Origin of the sequence: Clostridium cylindrosporum DSM 605 (assembly GCF_001047375.1) — a bacterium.
Lineage (GTDB): Bacteria > Bacillota > Clostridia > Clostridiales > Caloramatoraceae > Clostridium_AB > Clostridium_AB cylindrosporum.
On sequence record NZ_LFVU01000028.1, the window covers coordinates 100,984 to 118,108 of the forward strand.

At 28.9% G+C, this 17,125-nt stretch carries 21 protein-coding genes and 1 other annotated feature; of the genes, 9 read left to right on the forward strand and 12 right to left on the reverse strand.

Annotated features, from left to right (window positions below; translation table 11 throughout):
- Positions 1–43 precede the first annotated feature (43 nt).
- The gene (locus tag CLCY_RS11315) at positions 44–574 is read left to right on the forward strand and encodes a class IV adenylate cyclase (protein WP_048571258.1); all 531 of its coding nucleotides are present in this window, start codon (positions 44–46) and stop codon (positions 572–574) included.
- A 133-nt stretch (positions 575–707) separates the two neighbouring features.
- Here the strand turns inward: CLCY_RS11315 and CLCY_RS11320 are convergent, their stop codons facing one another.
- Both CLCY_RS11320 and CLCY_RS11325 read right to left on the reverse strand, forming a co-directional pair.
- A complete protein-coding gene (locus CLCY_RS11320; RefSeq protein WP_048571259.1) occupies positions 708–920 on the reverse strand; it encodes a heavy-metal-associated domain-containing protein in 213 nt (70 codons plus the stop codon).
- A gap of 39 nt (positions 921–959) precedes the next feature.
- Positions 960–1,637 (reverse strand): metallophosphoesterase, encoded by a 678-nt coding sequence (locus tag CLCY_RS11325; protein WP_048571260.1) that lies wholly within the window; start codon positions 1,635–1,637, stop codon positions 960–962.
- 78 nt (positions 1,638–1,715) lie between these two features.
- Between CLCY_RS11325 and CLCY_RS11330 the strand changes: the two genes are divergently transcribed.
- From CLCY_RS11330 to CLCY_RS11340, 3 genes are read left to right on the forward strand one after another with little or no spacing between them, the layout of a single operon-like run.
- A complete protein-coding gene (locus CLCY_RS11330; RefSeq protein WP_048571261.1) occupies positions 1,716–3,521 on the forward strand; it encodes a hypothetical protein in 1,806 nt (601 codons plus the stop codon).
- On the forward strand, positions 3,518–3,769 hold the full coding sequence (locus CLCY_RS11335) for an EscU/YscU/HrcU family type III secretion system export apparatus switch protein (protein WP_048571262.1): 252 nt from the start codon (positions 3,518–3,520) through the stop codon (positions 3,767–3,769). The genes CLCY_RS11330 and CLCY_RS11335 overlap by 4 nt, the downstream gene beginning before the upstream one ends.
- Positions 3,770–3,805: 36 nt before the next feature.
- Complete coding sequence (locus CLCY_RS11340) at positions 3,806–4,516, forward strand: DUF2225 domain-containing protein (protein ID WP_048571263.1); 711 nt, start codon at positions 3,806–3,808, stop codon at positions 4,514–4,516.
- A 55-nt stretch (positions 4,517–4,571) separates the two neighbouring features.
- Here the strand turns inward: CLCY_RS11340 and CLCY_RS11345 are convergent, their stop codons facing one another.
- On the reverse strand, positions 4,572–5,738 hold the full coding sequence (locus CLCY_RS11345) for a class I SAM-dependent methyltransferase (RefSeq protein ID WP_048571264.1): 1,167 nt from the start codon (positions 5,736–5,738) through the stop codon (positions 4,572–4,574).
- A gap of 149 nt (positions 5,739–5,887) precedes the next feature.
- Here CLCY_RS11345 and CLCY_RS11350 point away from each other — a divergent pair, with 149 nt between their 5' ends.
- Complete coding sequence (locus CLCY_RS11350; RefSeq protein ID WP_048571265.1) at positions 5,888–6,190, forward strand: Dabb family protein; 303 nt, start codon at positions 5,888–5,890, stop codon at positions 6,188–6,190.
- 41 nt (positions 6,191–6,231) lie between these two features.
- On the opposite strand, the gene CLCY_RS11355 is transcribed toward CLCY_RS11350, so the two are convergent.
- Positions 6,232–6,636, reverse strand: coding sequence for a hypothetical protein (locus CLCY_RS11355; protein WP_048571266.1), 405 nt, complete (start codon positions 6,634–6,636; stop codon positions 6,232–6,234).
- 117 nt (positions 6,637–6,753) lie between these two features.
- The gene (locus CLCY_RS11360) at positions 6,754–7,137 is read right to left on the reverse strand and encodes an adenine nucleotide alpha hydrolase family protein (protein ID WP_048571267.1); all 384 of its coding nucleotides are present in this window, start codon (positions 7,135–7,137) and stop codon (positions 6,754–6,756) included.
- 228 nt (positions 7,138–7,365) lie between these two features.
- Between CLCY_RS11360 and CLCY_RS11365 the strand changes: the two genes are divergently transcribed.
- Positions 7,366–8,481 (forward strand): AlbA family DNA-binding domain-containing protein, encoded by a 1,116-nt coding sequence (locus CLCY_RS11365; protein WP_048571268.1) that lies wholly within the window; start codon positions 7,366–7,368, stop codon positions 8,479–8,481.
- Between the two features lie 38 nt (positions 8,482–8,519).
- Here the strand turns inward: CLCY_RS11365 and CLCY_RS11370 are convergent, their stop codons facing one another.
- The 3 genes from CLCY_RS11370 to CLCY_RS11380 form a co-directional block, all read right to left on the reverse strand.
- Entirely contained in the window at positions 8,520–8,891 is a 372-nt protein-coding gene (locus CLCY_RS11370) for a DUF6762 family protein (RefSeq protein WP_048571269.1), read from the reverse strand.
- 20 nt (positions 8,892–8,911) lie between these two features.
- A complete protein-coding gene (locus tag CLCY_RS11375; RefSeq protein WP_048571270.1) occupies positions 8,912–10,303 on the reverse strand; it encodes a glycine--tRNA ligase in 1,392 nt (463 codons plus the stop codon).
- 51 nt (positions 10,304–10,354) lie between these two features.
- Positions 10,355–10,531 (reverse strand) — a binding site (T-box leader).
- Positions 10,532–10,579: 48 nt separating this feature from the next.
- Positions 10,580–10,903, reverse strand: a complete 324-nt coding sequence (locus CLCY_RS11380) for an iron-sulfur cluster biosynthesis family protein (RefSeq protein ID WP_048571271.1) — start codon at positions 10,901–10,903, stop codon at positions 10,580–10,582.
- A 129-nt stretch (positions 10,904–11,032) separates the two neighbouring features.
- Here CLCY_RS11380 and CLCY_RS11385 point away from each other — a divergent pair, with 129 nt between their 5' ends.
- A complete protein-coding gene (locus CLCY_RS11385) occupies positions 11,033–11,299 on the forward strand; it encodes a hypothetical protein (RefSeq protein WP_048571272.1) in 267 nt (88 codons plus the stop codon).
- 1 nt (position 11,300) lies between these two features.
- Here the strand turns inward: CLCY_RS11385 and CLCY_RS11390 are convergent, their stop codons facing one another.
- Positions 11,301–12,113: a pyruvate, water dikinase regulatory protein gene (locus tag CLCY_RS11390; protein ID WP_048571273.1), complete on the reverse strand. Its 813-nt coding sequence runs from the start codon at positions 12,111–12,113 to the stop codon at positions 11,301–11,303.
- A 123-nt stretch (positions 12,114–12,236) separates the two neighbouring features.
- Here CLCY_RS11390 and CLCY_RS11395 point away from each other — a divergent pair, with 123 nt between their 5' ends.
- Positions 12,237–13,127, forward strand: a complete 891-nt coding sequence (locus CLCY_RS11395; RefSeq protein ID WP_048571274.1) for a DMT family transporter — start codon at positions 12,237–12,239, stop codon at positions 13,125–13,127.
- A 41-nt stretch (positions 13,128–13,168) separates the two neighbouring features.
- On the opposite strand, the gene CLCY_RS11400 is transcribed toward CLCY_RS11395, so the two are convergent.
- The 3 genes from CLCY_RS11400 to pdxR all read right to left on the reverse strand — a co-directional run bounded on the left by CLCY_RS11400 (position 13,169) and on the right by pdxR (position 16,561).
- Positions 13,169–14,065 carry a DMT family transporter gene (locus tag CLCY_RS11400; protein WP_048571275.1) on the reverse strand — a complete coding sequence of 299 codons (897 nt, stop codon included), beginning with the start codon at positions 14,063–14,065 and terminating at the stop codon, positions 13,169–13,171.
- 138 nt (positions 14,066–14,203) lie between these two features.
- Complete coding sequence (locus CLCY_RS11405) at positions 14,204–15,118, reverse strand: D-alanine--D-alanine ligase (protein WP_048571276.1); 915 nt, start codon at positions 15,116–15,118, stop codon at positions 14,204–14,206.
- Positions 15,119–15,121: 3 nt separating this feature from the next.
- A complete protein-coding gene (gene pdxR, locus CLCY_RS11410) occupies positions 15,122–16,561 on the reverse strand; it encodes a MocR-like pyridoxine biosynthesis transcription factor PdxR (protein ID WP_048571277.1) in 1,440 nt (479 codons plus the stop codon).
- Between the two features lie 200 nt (positions 16,562–16,761).
- On the opposite strand from pdxR, the gene CLCY_RS11415 reads away from it, so the two are divergent.
- Positions 16,762–17,118, forward strand: coding sequence for a phenylpyruvate tautomerase MIF-related protein (locus CLCY_RS11415; protein ID WP_048571278.1), 357 nt, complete (start codon positions 16,762–16,764; stop codon positions 17,116–17,118).
- The last annotated feature ends 7 nt before the right edge of the window (positions 17,119–17,125 follow it).

The following is a 17,125-nucleotide window of genomic DNA, read 5'->3' on the forward strand; positions in this document are numbered from 1 at the left end:
CTTTTATACTAAGTTAATTTACGAATAAAGGAAGGATAATTTTATGAGTGAAATTGAAGTTAAAGTTATAGGAATTGATTGTAATGATTTAAAGGATAAAGTTAAGTCTTTAGGTGGTACTTTAGTAAAAAAAGAATTCCAGGAAAATTATATTTTTTCACTTCCAAGTGAATTAAATTCAACTGGATACATTAGAATACGTGTAACTAAAGATTACTTACATAACAATAACAAAACTCTTTTGTGTATAAAAAAGGTTATTTCTCAAGAAAAGGTGAGAAAAATGGATGAGAGAGAATTTGAAGTAGACAATTTTGATGAAGCATTCGGCTTTTTATCAGCACTTAACATAGAGTTTTTGTCTAAGGAAAATAAATCTAGGGAAAGCTATAAACTAAATAACTCACTTATCGAATTTGATAAGTGGGATGATGAAGTTTTCCCATATCCATATGCTGAAATAGAATCTGAAGATGAAGAAGAACTTAATAATATAGTATCTCTTCTTAACATACCAACAGATAAAGTTACATCAAAGGGACTACTTCAAATAAAGAAAGAAATGGGGCTATAGTCAATTAATTTTTAATTTAAAGAGCTTAAAATTATATTTTTATTTATAAGCTCTTTAAATATCTTAAGTATCCTAATAATTTATTATAAAAAAAATGCTGTTAATATAAACTAACAACATTTTAAAATTAATATTATAACAAACTAATTTCATATCCTGATTTTTTAACTTCATTTGAAATACTTTCTACAACACTATCTTTATTTTCACAAAACACTCCAACTATACTCTTTTCATAATCCGTATTAACATTTTTAACACCATTAACACCTTCAATAATATTAGAAACTCTGCGAGCAGAGGATAAGCTATGCATTGATGGTATATTAAAGAAACACTGCATCATTCTAATCACTCCTTTAGTGAATAGTCTTTGCATATTTAATTATAGTATCCTTATAGGATCGAAATTTATAATGTCAGCAGAGGTGCATTTATACTCTATTTCATTATAAATCCCATTAAAACAAATATTTTTAGAGGAACTATGAATATGTCCATAGATAACCTTCTCAACTTTATATTTTTCAAGTATATCTAAGAATTCTTTACACTTATTATATTTAGTAATAGGGGGATAATGCATCATAACAATCTTTTTATTTATACCTTCTTTAACTGCACTTTCAAGAGACATTTCAAGTCGTAGTAATTCCCTTTTATATACTGCCTCATTATGTTCTTCACCATCAAGTGAAATCCACCCCCTTGTTCCACAAATAGCATAATCTTGCCACTTATAATGTGTATTTTGAATAAAGTAAATATCCTCATATAATGAGTTTAATTTTGAAATTGAAGCCCACCAGTAATCATGATTACCTTTTATTATTGTTTTTTTGCCAGGTAGTCTATGAATAAATTCAAGGTCCTTTAATGCTTCATCTATTTTCATTCCCCAAGAAATGTCTCCTGCAATTAATACTAAATCATTATCTGTAATTTTATCCCTCCAATTTTTTTCAATTTTAATGTAATGATCTTCCCATAGTTCCCCAAATACTCCCATTGGTTTATTACTATCAAAGGAAAGATGTAGATCTGATATTCCATATATTTTCAAGTTAATCACTTCCTAATTCTATTATGTACTCTATTTATTTTATAATATTTTAGGCGATAATTTAATAGGTGATATATTATGTATATAAAAAATATTAGTCAAATTTTAAATTTAAAAGGTGAAGATAAACAAAACCTATCAAAGGGAAGTTTAATATCCGCAAAAGTTCTCTCATTATCAGAGGGTAAAGGGGTAGTTCAGCTTCAAAATGGAGTAATATTACCTTCAATCTTTTTAATAGATGACAGTGTTGAGGAAAATAAAAGCTATAGATTTAAAGTCAAAGAATATACTAATGATAAAATTATTCTAGAAATATTAAATAAAGAAGGTAGTAATAACGCTAAAAAAAGTGATATAGGTATTATACTTGAAAAACTAAATATTTCAAAAAGTGAAGGTCAAGAAATCATATCTAAACTAATTAAGTATAATATTCCAGCTACTAATGAAAATATACTAAACCTTCATAATAACTTTAACTTTTTAAAGGAATTACGTGGTCTTAGTAATGCTGATTTAATTAATTTGATCAATGGTCTAACTGGCAAGGTCATAGATGAAAACAGCAAAGAATTTTTAGCACTTAAAAATGCTATAAATCTTTTAGATAATGTTGATTTAGATTTCTTAACTTTTTTAGAGCAAAACAAAATACCTGCAACACTTGAAAACATCTTAAAAGTTAATGACTTTTTTAAAAATCCTATGTTACTAAATGATTTCATAGAAAATGTTCAAAGTCTAGATATTAATAAATTAACTTGTAATTTAGATATAAATTTCTTAGATGACTCAACAGTAGAAAATCTTTGTGATCAACTAAAAGTAACTAAGGAAAACTTAGGTGATATTTTGAAGTTCTTAAAGGATAATAGTATAGATATAAATAATATTACTAAACAGGATCTATTAAATATACAGACCTTAATACCAAAGGAAAACTCAAGTTTTTCTAAATCCTTTGAACCATTTATTAATTCATTAAAAAATTTAATACTTTTAAACGAACTTTCTTTAAAGGATGATTCATTAAGTGAAAACATATCAAAATCTATAAAAAATTCCATTGGCATAGATATTGATAAAAGTGTTATTAAGGACGTTTCTCTAGCAATTAGAGAGAACCCTTCATTTTCGGCTTCAATAAAATCATCACTACCTGAATCATCGGACTTTTTAAGATTATGTCAAAACATTACTAAAAATCCATCACTCAAAGAAAATTCTCCCGAGGTATTAATTTTAAAAGAATTTTCAAAGGGAAGTTTAGATGAAATATTAAATATAAAATACTCAAAAGCTGATAAGTTCGAATCCTTATTGTTAAAATCCTTTACCTTAGATACAGCTTCCTCAAAGGATATATTAAGTGGAAGATTATCTTCTATGAATCTTAGTCTTTCAACAATAAAGGATAGTCCAGAAGTTATATCAAAACTATCTCCTCAGTTATTAAATCTTTTAGGAGATAATCTTGATGTTAATAAATATTTAAACAATAATTATACTATGTTTAATTTTAATTTCTATACAAATGAAAATCTATATAAAAACAATATAATAATAAAAAATAAATACTCTTCAAAGTATATAGACATAAATGATGTAAAACTATATATTTCAGTTGAAACTAAAAACATGGGTCTTATTGAAGGATATGTTTCTAAAAAATTTAATGATATTATTTTGAACTTGAAAGTAAATAAGGATTATATTACTCAAATAAAACAAAATATAAAGAAACTTGAAACAAAAATTATTAATATGGGATACAATGTAGTAAACATATCTATCGAGCCTTCTTCCGCACCTGCAACACTTGTAGGTCTTTCAGACTTTTTTAGTGAGGGAGTTTATTCTGATTTGGATGTGAGAGTATGAAAAGAAAAAGTGCAGCTGCAATTAAGTATGAAAAAGGACTTTCAGCACCGGTTGTTACAGCTTTAGGATTTGGACATGTTGCTGAGAAAATAATCAACGCTGCAATTGATTCTGATGTTCCTATTATTGAGAATGAAGACCTTGTTTCAAGCCTATCATCAGTTTCAGTTGGAGACAATATTCCTAAGGAATTATATGAAATAGTTGCTGAAATAATAGCCTATGTATATAGTCTTGATAAAAAATAATTGTAATTAATATTTCTGTAGGAAGGTGACTTAAAAATGACTATGCAATTAAATACAGATTTTAAATATGAAGATTTCTTATATGATAAAACCTATACTTGTCCTTGTTGTAATACTACATTTAAAAGTAAAACAGTAAAAACAGGAAAAATACGTATAGTATCAAAGGATAGTGACCTTTTTCAACATTGCGAACCAATTAACCCAATACTATATGATGTGGTTTTGTGTAATAAATGTGGCTATGCTTCAATGGCCAAGGTATTTGAAAAAAAACTTTATAAAGATGAAGTCAAGGCGATTATAACTAAGATTACCCCTTCATTTAAGCCAAGAGAATATCCTAATATTTATGATGTGAATACCGGGATAGAAAGACTAAAGCTATCACTTGTAAGCTCAATGGTTAAAGGGGCTAAAGCAAGTGAGAAGGCATATACTTGCATAAAAATAGCATGGCTTTATAGACTTCTTGGGGACAAAGAGCACGAAGATATCTTTATTGAAAATGCTTATAACGGTTTTAGTGAAGCCTTCAGTAAGGAAGATGCTCCTATACTTGGTATGGATTACAACACTATTGTGTACCTTGTAGCAGAGCTTGCAAGAAAAACAAATAGAACTGATGAAGCACTGAAGCTATTTGGAAAACTTATTACGAATCCTAGTACTCCATCGCGAATAAAAGAAATAGCCCGTGAACAAAGACAGTTAATAACAAGTGAAGACATTGAACAACTTGATTAAAAGATGCTTTTATAATAAAGAACCTATAGATTTTAATTCTATAGGTTCTTTAAATTTAATCTTCATAAACATCTATATATGTCTCAAGGGATGGATATATGCTAAACATTTCTCTAAGCTTCATATACTCATCTAAGGCTTTTTCATTTTTATCTGAAACCTTATATGCTCTAATTAAAATGTTTTTTGGTGTTTCAAGTGGTGATATGTACTCTACTACCGAAACCTTATACCCCTGACTTTCAAGTAATAAAGATCTAACCCCATCTGTTAATATATCTGCAAATTTAGTCTTAAATATACCGTGCTTTAGTATGCTATCAAATTCTTTAAATCTATATTGAGATAAAAGTTCTTTATGACAACATGGTACACACATAATAGCCTTCGACTTTAATCTTACACCTAAACCTAAGGCCATATCAGTTGCAGTATCACAAGCATGTAGGCTAAGTACTATATCAACTCTTCTACTTGGTTCATAAAAGTTAATATCGTCTGCTATAAATTCCATATTCTTATATCCTAATTTCTTTGCTATTTTCTTAGATGATTCTATGACTTCTTCGGATCTATCAACCCCAATAAAATAACAATTTTTCTTTTTCTTTTCTTTAATATAATAATTAAGAACAAATGTTAGATAAGATTTTCCACAACCACAATCAAGTATTGTAACAGTTTCTGTACCCTTTGAAACCTCATCTATCATTGAATCAATAAGCTCAACAAAATGATCTATCTGATTATACTTTCTAATCATATCATTTTTTACTTTTCCCTCTTTGGTAAGTACACCAATTTCTCTTAATAGATCATCTGCTTCTCCTATTTTTATAAGATAATTTCTTTTTAAAACTTGAGATGTATTAAACACACTTTTATCTTCTTTCTTTTCTAATTTATCAAGTTTTTTAGTTTTTACTTCCTTTGCATCCGCAGTAACTACAACTGCACTTCCTCTCTCTTCTAAAACGAACTCTAAAGAATCATAGTTTAATGCTTCCTTAGATATATAATCTGGTAAATTTCCTATTGTAATATCTTCTTCCTTGCCATTAAATATTACTGCTTTTTTGTCTAAAAGATACTCTCCTTCTATCTTCTTAAGGCCAGTTACAAATGTAAACTTTACCTGTCTAATATAATCTATATTTTCTTCTATTCTTCCTGAAAGTCCCCAAAGAACTAACTTTAACTTATCGCAAATTCCTTTATTCAAAATAAAAACTCCCTTCAATATGAAACAACTTACCAAAACATTATATATTTAAAAGAATCATTATTCAAATACCTTGTATAAAATAATTTAAAAGTTTACCTTTTTAATGTAAAATAATATTAAAACTTATAATAAAGTGAGGTAATATTATGATTAGACATACGGTTATGTGGAAACTTAAGGACAGTGCACTTGATGCATCTAAAATTGAAAATGCAACTAAACTTAAAAATATGCTTGAGAATTTAAAGCATGACATTAAAGAAATTGTTTCTATTGAAGTTGGAATTGATTCTACAGATAATGATGATAACTATGATGTTGTTCTTTATTCTGAATTTGAAACATTAGATGACTTAAATACATATCAAAACCATCCTAAACATGTTGAAGTAGGTAAGTTTGTTGCCCAAATTAGAGAAAGTAGAGTTTGTGTTGATCATATAATCTAATAAAAAATGATGAAGCCGTTTTTAGCTTCATCATTTTTCTATTAATCTATTTTTTCAATATCTAAACTATCTACATAATCTTTATTTTCCCTATCTAATCCAAATAAAATTTTCACACTATTTTTAGATGATAAAACATCTACTTCTTTTAGAAAATCACTAATTTCATCTTCTCCAATTATGTTAGATATATTATCTATTAATATTATCTCTACCGCCTTATTTTCAATTACAAGCTGTTCTATTATTGCTTTTAAAATGCTTGAATTTATTATTTCAATTTCTGATAAATCTAAAAACTTTATTGCATCTTTTAAATATTCTTTTGGCTCTAAAGAATTACTTATATATATAATATCTCCCTTTGAAGACTTTAAAAGCTCATTTGCTAGGTCGATAACTTTTTTTGTTTTTCCAAAATCTAAGTTTGAATTACTTTTCACCATTATAATCACTCCCTAATATAAAAATCATTGTATAATACTACTACATCAATGGTAATAATATGCCTAAAATTTAAATAAAAAAGAGAGTCAAAGACTCTCTTTATATATGCTAATATATTAATTTGCTGGTATAACGTGAAATTTTGATTGTGGTAGACTCACTATTAAATCATCAATAACACAAGCTTTTCTAGTCTTAGGAGGTTCACCTAAAACTATATGCCCTATTGACTTTTCTTTAGCAAATGTCTTTAAAGTTTCTACAACATCATCGGACCTTAGAACAGTTAACTCTGCTCCTGCTTCCTTTGATATATTAAAAAGATACTGCAGGGCATCAGGTTCTTTATCATCATACAAGAAATTGTCACCATCTTTTACAACGTGTATAACATAAAGCTCTGATCCAAAGCTTTCTTTTAGTCTTGATCCATTGCTTATTAATCTTTCACATGTTTTTTGTTGCGTTACACACACCATGATATTATCCTTTATATACATTCTCATTACCTCTTTCGTGGGCTTATGATAAATTTTCTATGCTCACTAACCATCTTTACAAATAATTGTATCAAAATTTATGCCTATTTACAATCAAAGTAACCATTATTTAACCTTTTGAACCTTTTATAAAATTAATTTTAATTTATTTAAGTTTATTGGTAAATATTATTGTGATTTTGTATAATTATATAGTATAGGCTAAAATTTTAAAAATAGGTGAATATGATGAATAAACAGAAACTACTTTACCTTGTTTCTAAAGGTGAGAATTCAAAAGTAGACTTTAAACTTAAACTTTCCATAGATACAGAAAGTAATAAAAAAGAGTTTTCAAAGGATATAGTTGCCATTGCTAATACAAGAGCAGGAAGAGGATACCTTATTTTTGGTGTAGAAGATAAAAGAAGAGAAATTATTGGGATTAATCCTGAGGACTTTAAAGAGGAAAAGTTACAACAGATAATAGCATCAAGAATTGACCCACCGGTTCCTATAAAACTGGAAATAGTTGATGTAGATAAGGATAAGAAGGTCGCAGTGATTACAATATATAATACTAATCAAAGACCTCATCAAATGAGGGAAAATGGTGCTTTTTACATTAGACGTGGAAGCACTACTGATATAATGAGAAAAGATGAAATAGCTTCGATGATACATGAGTATGGACTACTACCATATGAAACAATTCCTATATATTCAGCATCACTTTCAGACTTTAATAATGAGCATATTAGAAGCTACTTAAGAAACTTTAATGTAATAGACAATATTGACTATAGTATACTTGAGGGTCTTGGAATAGTATCTAGAGATCTTGATTCATCAAATTATGTTCCTACATATGGAGGAATATTACTTTTTTCAGACAACCCTCAAAAATATCTTCCATACAGTATAATACAAATTCATAATACTACTAATACCTCAAAAGAGCGCACAATGGTATGTGATGGCAATATTTTAGATATGCTTAATAAATCATGTAGCATAATTGAAAAGTATAAAAATAAACAAATACCTATTGAAATAATTGAAGACTTACTTGGCAATTCAGTTCTTCATAGAGATTATTTTGCTATTAATAATTGTATAGAAGTCTATATAAAAGACAATTGTATAGAAATTATTAACCCTGGATATAAAAAATATAAGGATACAGCTGAATCTTATCTTAAGAGAAATATGTGGTTATATCTAAAGCTTCTTTCTTTAGATAGTAAAAGAAGATTTTTTAATAAAAACATTCGTGCTAAAGACTTAATAAATAAAAATCTTAAGGTAAGATATTATAATGTTGAATCAAAAAACCTTTTTAAGGTAGTTATTCGTTATCATTAAAAAAACTACACTAGAATATAATTCTAGTGTAGTTTTTTTTAGAATTCATTATATACTCTTTCAAGCTCATTAATATGGTAATCTAGCACCTCATTAACTATGGATTCCATAAGAGTATGTTCATTTGAAAAAGGTATTTTTATAACCCAAATAGGATTGTAATATCCATCTACTTCTTCAATTTCATATCCTTTATCATGAAAATATTTAAAGTCATATTCTTCATAAATATGCTCAAACTCCTCATCACTTACTTCCTCTTTATCAATAGTAAGAAATAAGTTTAGAATTTCATCTTCCATAAAAACTTTAAATACAAGATTTAGGCCCTTTTCAAGTTTAAAACTTGCTACCTCTTTTGAGAGTATCCCATCTTCTTTTTCCATAATTACTATACTCGACGCGTCCATTTTATTCTTTAACAACTCCTTTAAAATTCAAGTTTTGATTCAATATATTCAGCTACTTCATTAATTGGTAGTCTAACTTGTTCCATTGTATCTCTATCTCTTACAGTAACACAATTATCTTCCTTTGAATCAAAATCATATGTTATACAGAAAGGTGTCCCAATTTCATCCTGTCTTCTATATCTTTTCCCTATACTTCCTGTTTCATCGAAATCAACATTAAACTTCTTAGAAAGACCTGTAAAAAGCTCTGTAGCCTCCTCTGAAAGCTTTTTAGAAAGAGGAAGAATTGCAGCTTTAAATGGAGCAAGTGCTGGATGCATTTTAAGAACAACTCTTGTATCTCCCTCTCCAACTTCTTCTTCTTCATATGAATCAACTAAAAATGCAAGTGCTACTCTATCAGCCCCAACAGATGGCTCTATACAGTAAGGAACAATCTTTTCATTAGTTTGTTGGTCTATGTAAACAAGGTCCTCTCCTGAATGCTCCATATGCTTCTTAAGGTCATAATCTGTTCTATCAGATATACCCCAAAGCTCTCCCCATCCAAATGGGAAACTATATTCAATATCTGATGTAGCATTACTATAATGTGCAAGTTCTTCTTCTCTATGGTCACGAAGTCTCATATTATCTTCCTTCATTCCAAGTGATAATAAGAAGTCTTTGCAGAAGTTTTTCCAGTAGTTAAACCACTCTATGTCCTCTCCTGGTCTACAGAAGAATTCTAGTTCCATTTGCTCGAATTCTCTTGTTCTAAATGTAAAGTTTCCAGGTGTTATTTCATTTCTAAATGATTTACCTATTTGACCAATTCCAAATGGTAGCTTCTTTCTACTTGATCTTTGTACAGATTTAAAGTTTACAAATATACCCTGTGCTGTTTCAGGTCTTAGGTAAACCTCGTTTTTAGCATCCTCAGTAACACCTTGGAATGTTTTAAACATAAGGTTAAATTGTCTTATATCAGTATAATTATGCTTACCACAATCTGGACAAACTATATTGTTGTCACTAATATACTTCGCCATTTCTTCCTTAGACCATCCATCAACTCCAACAAGCTCTTCTCCCTTAGCTAATGCGAAATCCTCAATTATTTTATCAGCTCTAAATCTTGACTTACATTCCTTACAGTCCATTAAAGGGTCGCTAAAACCACCTACATGTCCTGAAGCCACCCAAACCTGTGGATTCATTAGTATAGCACAGTCAATTCCTACATTATGTGGATTCTCCTGAATAAATTTCTTCCACCATGCTTTTTTCACATTATTTTTAAATTCTATTCCAAGTGGACCATAATCCCATGAGTTTGCAAGACCTCCATATATCTCTGACCCTGGAAATATGAACCCTCTACCCTTACATAGGGCAACAATCTTATCCATTGTAACGTCATTTGCCATACTAAAACCTCCTATTAATTCTTAAAATAACAAAAAAACCCTTCATCCCAACTAAGGGACGAAAGGTTATCTTCCGCGGTTCCACCCTTTTTGATTCTAAATAGATTAGAATCCACTTAAAGTATACACTCAAGGACTCCCTTCACTAACAAACAATACTGAACTCCCACCATAATCAGCTCGCTAAAATTTATATTATCAGCTACTCTTTCCTCTCAAAGTGAATATATTTTTATACGAAAATATATTATCAAAAATAATATATTTGTCAAGGGCTTAGTGGTTACAGTTACATCCTCCGCCACAGCTCTTTTTAATAGGAATAAGTGACTTAATTACAAATCCTTCATTTTCCCCTTCAGTAAAATCTATATCAAGCCCATTTGAATACTCTGGTACATATTCTGTATCTGTAATGAAAGTTATTCCATTAACCTCTGTTAAAGTGTCTGTTTCCTTTGCATCATCAAAAGCAAGACCAAATTTTGCTCCACTACATCCTACTGATGTAACATATATTCTAAGCGTTGGAGTTTCATCATTAGACTTAACTACTTCATTTATCTTTTCTGTTGCTAATTGTGACAGTTTTATTTCCATTGTTTTGCCTCCTATAAGGTTATTTAATATTTATAGTATATCTTTTTAACCTAATTTATTCAATGTAGTATTTTATTTTTTTAAAACTTTTGATATACTGTTTTAAAAACTAAAGGTAGGTAATTAAACATGATGAGGCTTTGGGGAAAAATTATTAAAAATAATAAGATAATATTTCAGCATGAAAGTAATTATGCATATGATGATTTAGAGTATCAAGATCAGCTAAAGTACTGTATAGAAGTTATTTGCAAGGAACTGGATATTCAAAAGCCTTATTGGTTAAATAGTAACCTTAAAGAATATAATAAATATAAAAAGACATCATTTACCCAGGATAACTTTATTGAAGAAATTGAATTTGATAAATTAGAAATAGAAGTACTAGACGAATAGTCTAGTACTTTATATCTTCGTTATAACCTACATATTCTAAAATCTGTGATGCGGTTTCTTCTATTGCTTTTCTTGTTACATCAAAAACCTTACATCTAATTCTTCTCATTATCTTCTCTGCATACTCAAGTTCTGCAAGTATTCTTTCAGCATTTGCATATTCTATTTTGTGAAGACTTGTTCCCATTCTAGTGATTCTATTATGTCTTATAGCCATAAGTTCCCTTGGGTCTATTGTTAGTCCTATAATTTTTCTTCTGTTTATTTCAAATAATGCCTCAGGAACTGGAGTTTCCGGAACAAGAGGAACATTAGCAACTTTTATCCCCTTATTAGCTATATAAATAGAAAGTGGAGTTTTTGATGTTCTTGAAACACCAATTATTACAAGGTCAGCATTTAAAAGACCTCTTTCACTTTTTCCATCATCAAAACTTAAAGCAAACTCCATAGCCTCTATCTTTCTAAAATAGTCTTCATCAAGTCTTCTAACAGCTCCAGGCTTATATATTGGAGTTTCATTTATTATCTCAGATACAGCATTAATACAAGGACCTAATACATTTATTATTTCTATATCACGTTCTATTGCAAGCTTTACAAGAAATTCTCTAGTTTCCTCTACTACTATTGTAGAAAGAATAAGACACTTATCCTTGTTTTCTATAGAATTAATAAAATTAATAGCATCAACTTTACTATTAATATATGACGCTCTTTTTATTTTTACATCATTATCAAACTGTGATGCAGTTGCCTTAGCAACCTGTTCAGCAGTTTCACCAATTGAATCAGATACAGCATATATTATCAACTAATCACCTACTTAAATTAATTTTGTGAATTTTTTTATTTATATTTTAACATATTATTATAAAATATAAATATCCCTTTATTTTTTATAATTTGTGTTATAATTTTCTGGGAGGTTTTAAATATGAAACTAAAAGGTATATTATTCGCAATTATTTCTTCTATAATATTTGGCACAACAGGTATTATACAAAAACCATTGTATTTGGATAATGTAAATCCATTAGATGTACTTACTATTGCATATGCAGTTGGAAGCTTGGTTCTATCGATATACATATCTTTATTTAAAGGTAAGAAGGCTATTATACTACCTAAGGAAAGTTTAAAACATGTGATTATTCATTCTACATTTGGTATGTTAGCAGTTACAGTTTCATTCTCGTATTCACTAAAATATCTAGATGTATCTATTGCAACTATGCTGATCTATACATACCCTATTATTATAGCCTTATATTCTATATTAGTTCTTAAGAAAAGGTTTTCAATTACAAAGATTATATCTGTTTTTGGTACCTTAATTGGGTGCATTCTTGTTTTAGATATTTTTAATGCAAAAAAGTTTTCTAGCTTAGGACTTTGTATTGGAATATTTTCTGCTTTTGCCTATGCATTTTTAAATTTATATGGAGATAAGCTTCTTAAGTATAAGTTAGAACCTGTAACTATCCTGTTTTATAATTGTTTAATTACTTTTATAGCCTTAATAATTATAAATAATAAAATACTTTTCAATATAAAAGATATTAGTCCTCATGTGTTTTTTAGCTCTGCCCTAGTTTCTATACTTGGTCAAATAATTCCAATGTTCTTGTTATATATAGCTATAAAATTAATTGGACCTGTTTTAAGCTCAATTATTACTACAATTGAAATTCCAGCAGTAGCAATACTATCATTTATATTCCTTAATGAAAAAATTTCATTAATTCAATGTGTAGGAATCTTTATTGTTTTATTATGTATACTTTTAATTGAAATTGAAAAGCCAGAAAATGAAAACAAGTGCTAGGATCAAGTCTAGCACTTGTTTTTATACTTAATTATATGTATTTAATTGCTTCTAATTAATTTAGATGACTTTTTCTTCAAAAATCCCCACTTTGTTTCAGCAGTAGTAATAGCTAAAAATATTGCTGCAGATCCTATAATCATTTTAAATGTAAACTCTTCGCCTAACACTAGTGTAGATAACAAGCTCCCAAATACAGACTCTAAACATAAAATAATTGCTGCATGATCAGGTAATGTATACTTTTGAGCGACATTTTGTATTGCAAAGCATATAAGGGTACTAAATATACCAAGATATAATATTCCAAGTGTACTAGTAGATGTAAACTTAGGTGCGGGTTCAAACATTAATGATGAAATTAATGATAATATAGTAACTGTCCCAAACTGAACAATCGTCAACACTATAGGGTCATATTTAGTTGCAAAGCATGCGATAGAAACAATATGTCCTGCAAAAAATAATGCACATATAATAGTTAGTGTATCACCGAAATTAATTGAGAAGTTCTCATTAAGACTTAAAAACCCAATTCCAACGACTGCAATTATAGCAGCAAATATATTATATCTATCAGGTTTTTTTCCTCTTACAATCCAATATAAAAATGGAACAATAACAACGTTAGTCCCAGTTAAAAAAGCCTGTTTTCCTGCTGTTGTATATTGCAGTCCAATTGTTTGTAGTATAAATCCCACATATAAAAAAAGTCCAATAATTGCTCCAGCTTTTAAACTACTTTTATCAATTGATCCTATTTTCTTATGAAATATAAGTGCTATTGCTACAAAAGCCATAAGGAACCTAATAAAGTTAATATAATTTGGAGTTATAGATTCTAGTGCATATTTGGTTGCTATAAATCCTCCACCCCAGAGAAAAGCCACAACTAATAAAGATATATCCGCTGCAAGTGATTTGTTTTCTATATTCATACCTATCCCTCCTTAAAAATAATTTTCACAGTATAATATCTTAGTATTTACTCTAATACACTATTATATGTTACTTACCTAAACTTCTCAATGAAAACACTTTATAATAAAGAAAAGAGGCCGAAGCCTCTTTAATTATTAGTTTATATTTCCTCTTAAATTAAGTGATTTTTCTATAAATATCTCAATTAAATCACTATATGAAATTCCAATATGTGCTGCACTTTTTGGGAATAAGCTATTACTTGTCATACCTGGAAGTGTATTTACTTCTAGAACAAACAACTCACCTTCACTAATTATAATGTCTACCCTTGCATATACATTACACTTTAATGCCTTAAAAGTTCCAACAACCATTTTTTCTATTTTTCCTTGTAAGTCCTCTTCAAATTCTACTACAAATTCTTTAGCTCCACCATCTGTATACTTTGAAGTAAAGTCGAAGAACTCTCCTGAAGGTTCTATTGCAACTATTGGAAACATCTTTCCTTCTATAACTGGACAGCTTATCTCATACCCCTTTATATACTTTTCAATCATTACTTCAGTATCATACTTTAATGCTTCAACTACTGCGGATTCTATATCTTTTTCTTCTTTTATAAGAACTGTTGCAAAGCTAGAGCCACCAGAATTAGGCTTTACAAAAACAGGATATCCAATTTCTTTTATCTTTTCATAATTAATATCATCTACAGATGAAACCATAGTCCAGTCCGCTGTATTAATTCCTTCAAATCTTAGGACTTTTTTAGTCATATCCTTGTCCATACATAAAGAACTTGCTAAAACACCACATCCTGAATATGGAATATTAAGAGTTTCTAGAACACCTTGAACTACCCCGTCCTCTCCAAACTTCCCATGTAATGCTAAAAAAGCAAAATCTATTCCCTTAACCTTTTCTATAACATCATCTTTACTATCTAAAACTATAGGCACAACATTATATTTAGATTTATCTAAATGTTCACATACTGCATTTCCTGATCTTAAGGATATTTCTCTCTCTGATGAGATTCCTCCCATAAGCACTCCGATTTTTAACATTTATTATCCCTCCAAAACTTTTACATACTTTCCAATAATTTTAAAGCCTTTTTCTATTTCGTCATCAGAAGTTCTTGAAAAGCCTAACCTAAAGCTTTTATCCTCTGTATTTTTGTCTGAAAATATATCACCTGGAGTAAATAACACTCCCTCAGCATAACAAAGCTTTAAAAGTTCCCTTGCATTTACATTTTTTAAACGGACGTATATATGAAGTCCCCCTTGACCAAGAATCGCTTCATGTGGGATATACTTCTTTGCACATTCTATAGCAAATTCATACTTATCCTTATATATTTTTCTAATTCTTTTTAGATATTTTTCAAAGTATCCATTTGATAAGTATTCATACAAAATTCCTTGGTCTAAAAAAGAGGTATGTATATTTCTACTTCTCTTAACACTTTCTAATGTAGAAATCAATGCTTTATCTGCAAGAATCCAACCAATTCTCATACCTGGATATAGAATCTTAGAAAAACTTCCAATATAAATAACGCTATTACCCTCTCCACATAAAGATACCATAGGTGTCACATGGGAACCTGAATATCTAAGTTCTTCATTAAAACCATCTTCTATTAATGGAACTTTATTTTCTCTTAGAATATTATATACCTCTATTCTTTTTTCAGGTGGCATTACAATTCCCGTAGGATTATGATAAGAAGGTATCATATAAGCTATTTTTATATTCTCTTCTTCGAGTTTCTCTTTTAATAGGTTAATATCTATACCATCTTCATTTATATCTATAGAACATATATTTAGTCCATGTAATTTCATAATTTTTAGTGCGGTATTATGTGTTGGATTTTCGCAGAGTATCTTGTCCCCTTTAGAAGTTAAAGTGGACAGCACAATATCAAATCCTTCTGTAAATCCATTAGTTATTAAAATGTCCTTACCTTCTATATTAGCGCCCTTTTTCTCCATATACCCTAAAAGGTAATTAATCAGCTTATCATATCCCTTTGCATAGCCATAGTTTAAAATCTTACTTCCTTCATCGGATAATCTATAAAGAAAAGCTCTTTTAAACTCTTCAATATCAAATAATTCATTATCTGGGGAAATGCTTTTAAATGAAATCATACCTTTTTTCCATTTAGGTTCTGTTTTTATAATATCAAGACTCTCTGAAAGCCTTGCATCCTCAGATATCTTATCACTATAATCTATGTTTAGCACCTTAGTTTCACTTATCTTTATGTCGGAAACAAAGGCACCTTTATTTTTCTTTGTATATAAAAAACCCTCATCTTCAAGATATTCATATGCCATCATAGTTGTGTTTCTACTTATACCAAGAATAGAGCTTAGTTCCCTAGTTGAAGGAAGCTTACTATGTGGATTTATAAAACCCTTCAATATTAGAGATTTTATATGATATCCAAGCTGAAGGTATATTGGTGTGTTTCCACTAAACTTCATATTAAACATTTACAAACACCTCTACAATTTTATTTTCCCATACTAGAACCTATATTTAAAGTACCACATCTAATATATTTTAATTTCTGTGTGGTATATATTATATATTATTAGTATACACTAAACTACGATAAAGCCTTCCACCTATTTACATTCTATTTAATGGTATATATAATTAAGTTTAAATACTTTTGTAGGGAGGGTATATAATGCCTTATATAGACAGTAGTGTAAGTTGTAAATTAACATGTGAAAAAATTGAAAAATTAAAATCTAAACTAGGAAAAGCTATAGAAATTCTTCCTGGCAAAAGTGAGGAATGGCTTTTTATAAGATTCAAAGATGCTGAAACTCTTTACTTTCAAGGACGAGAACTTGATAATGGAGCTGTAATTGAAATCAAGATGATTGGAAGTAAGAGCCGCTCAGAAAAAGAAGCATTAACAAAGAAAATTTGTAGTATATATAACAAATATCTTGGAATGGATCCTAAAAATATCTACATAATATTCACAGAAGCAGCTTCTGAAAACTGGGGATGGAACAGTGAACTTTTTAATCTTTAGTTTATAG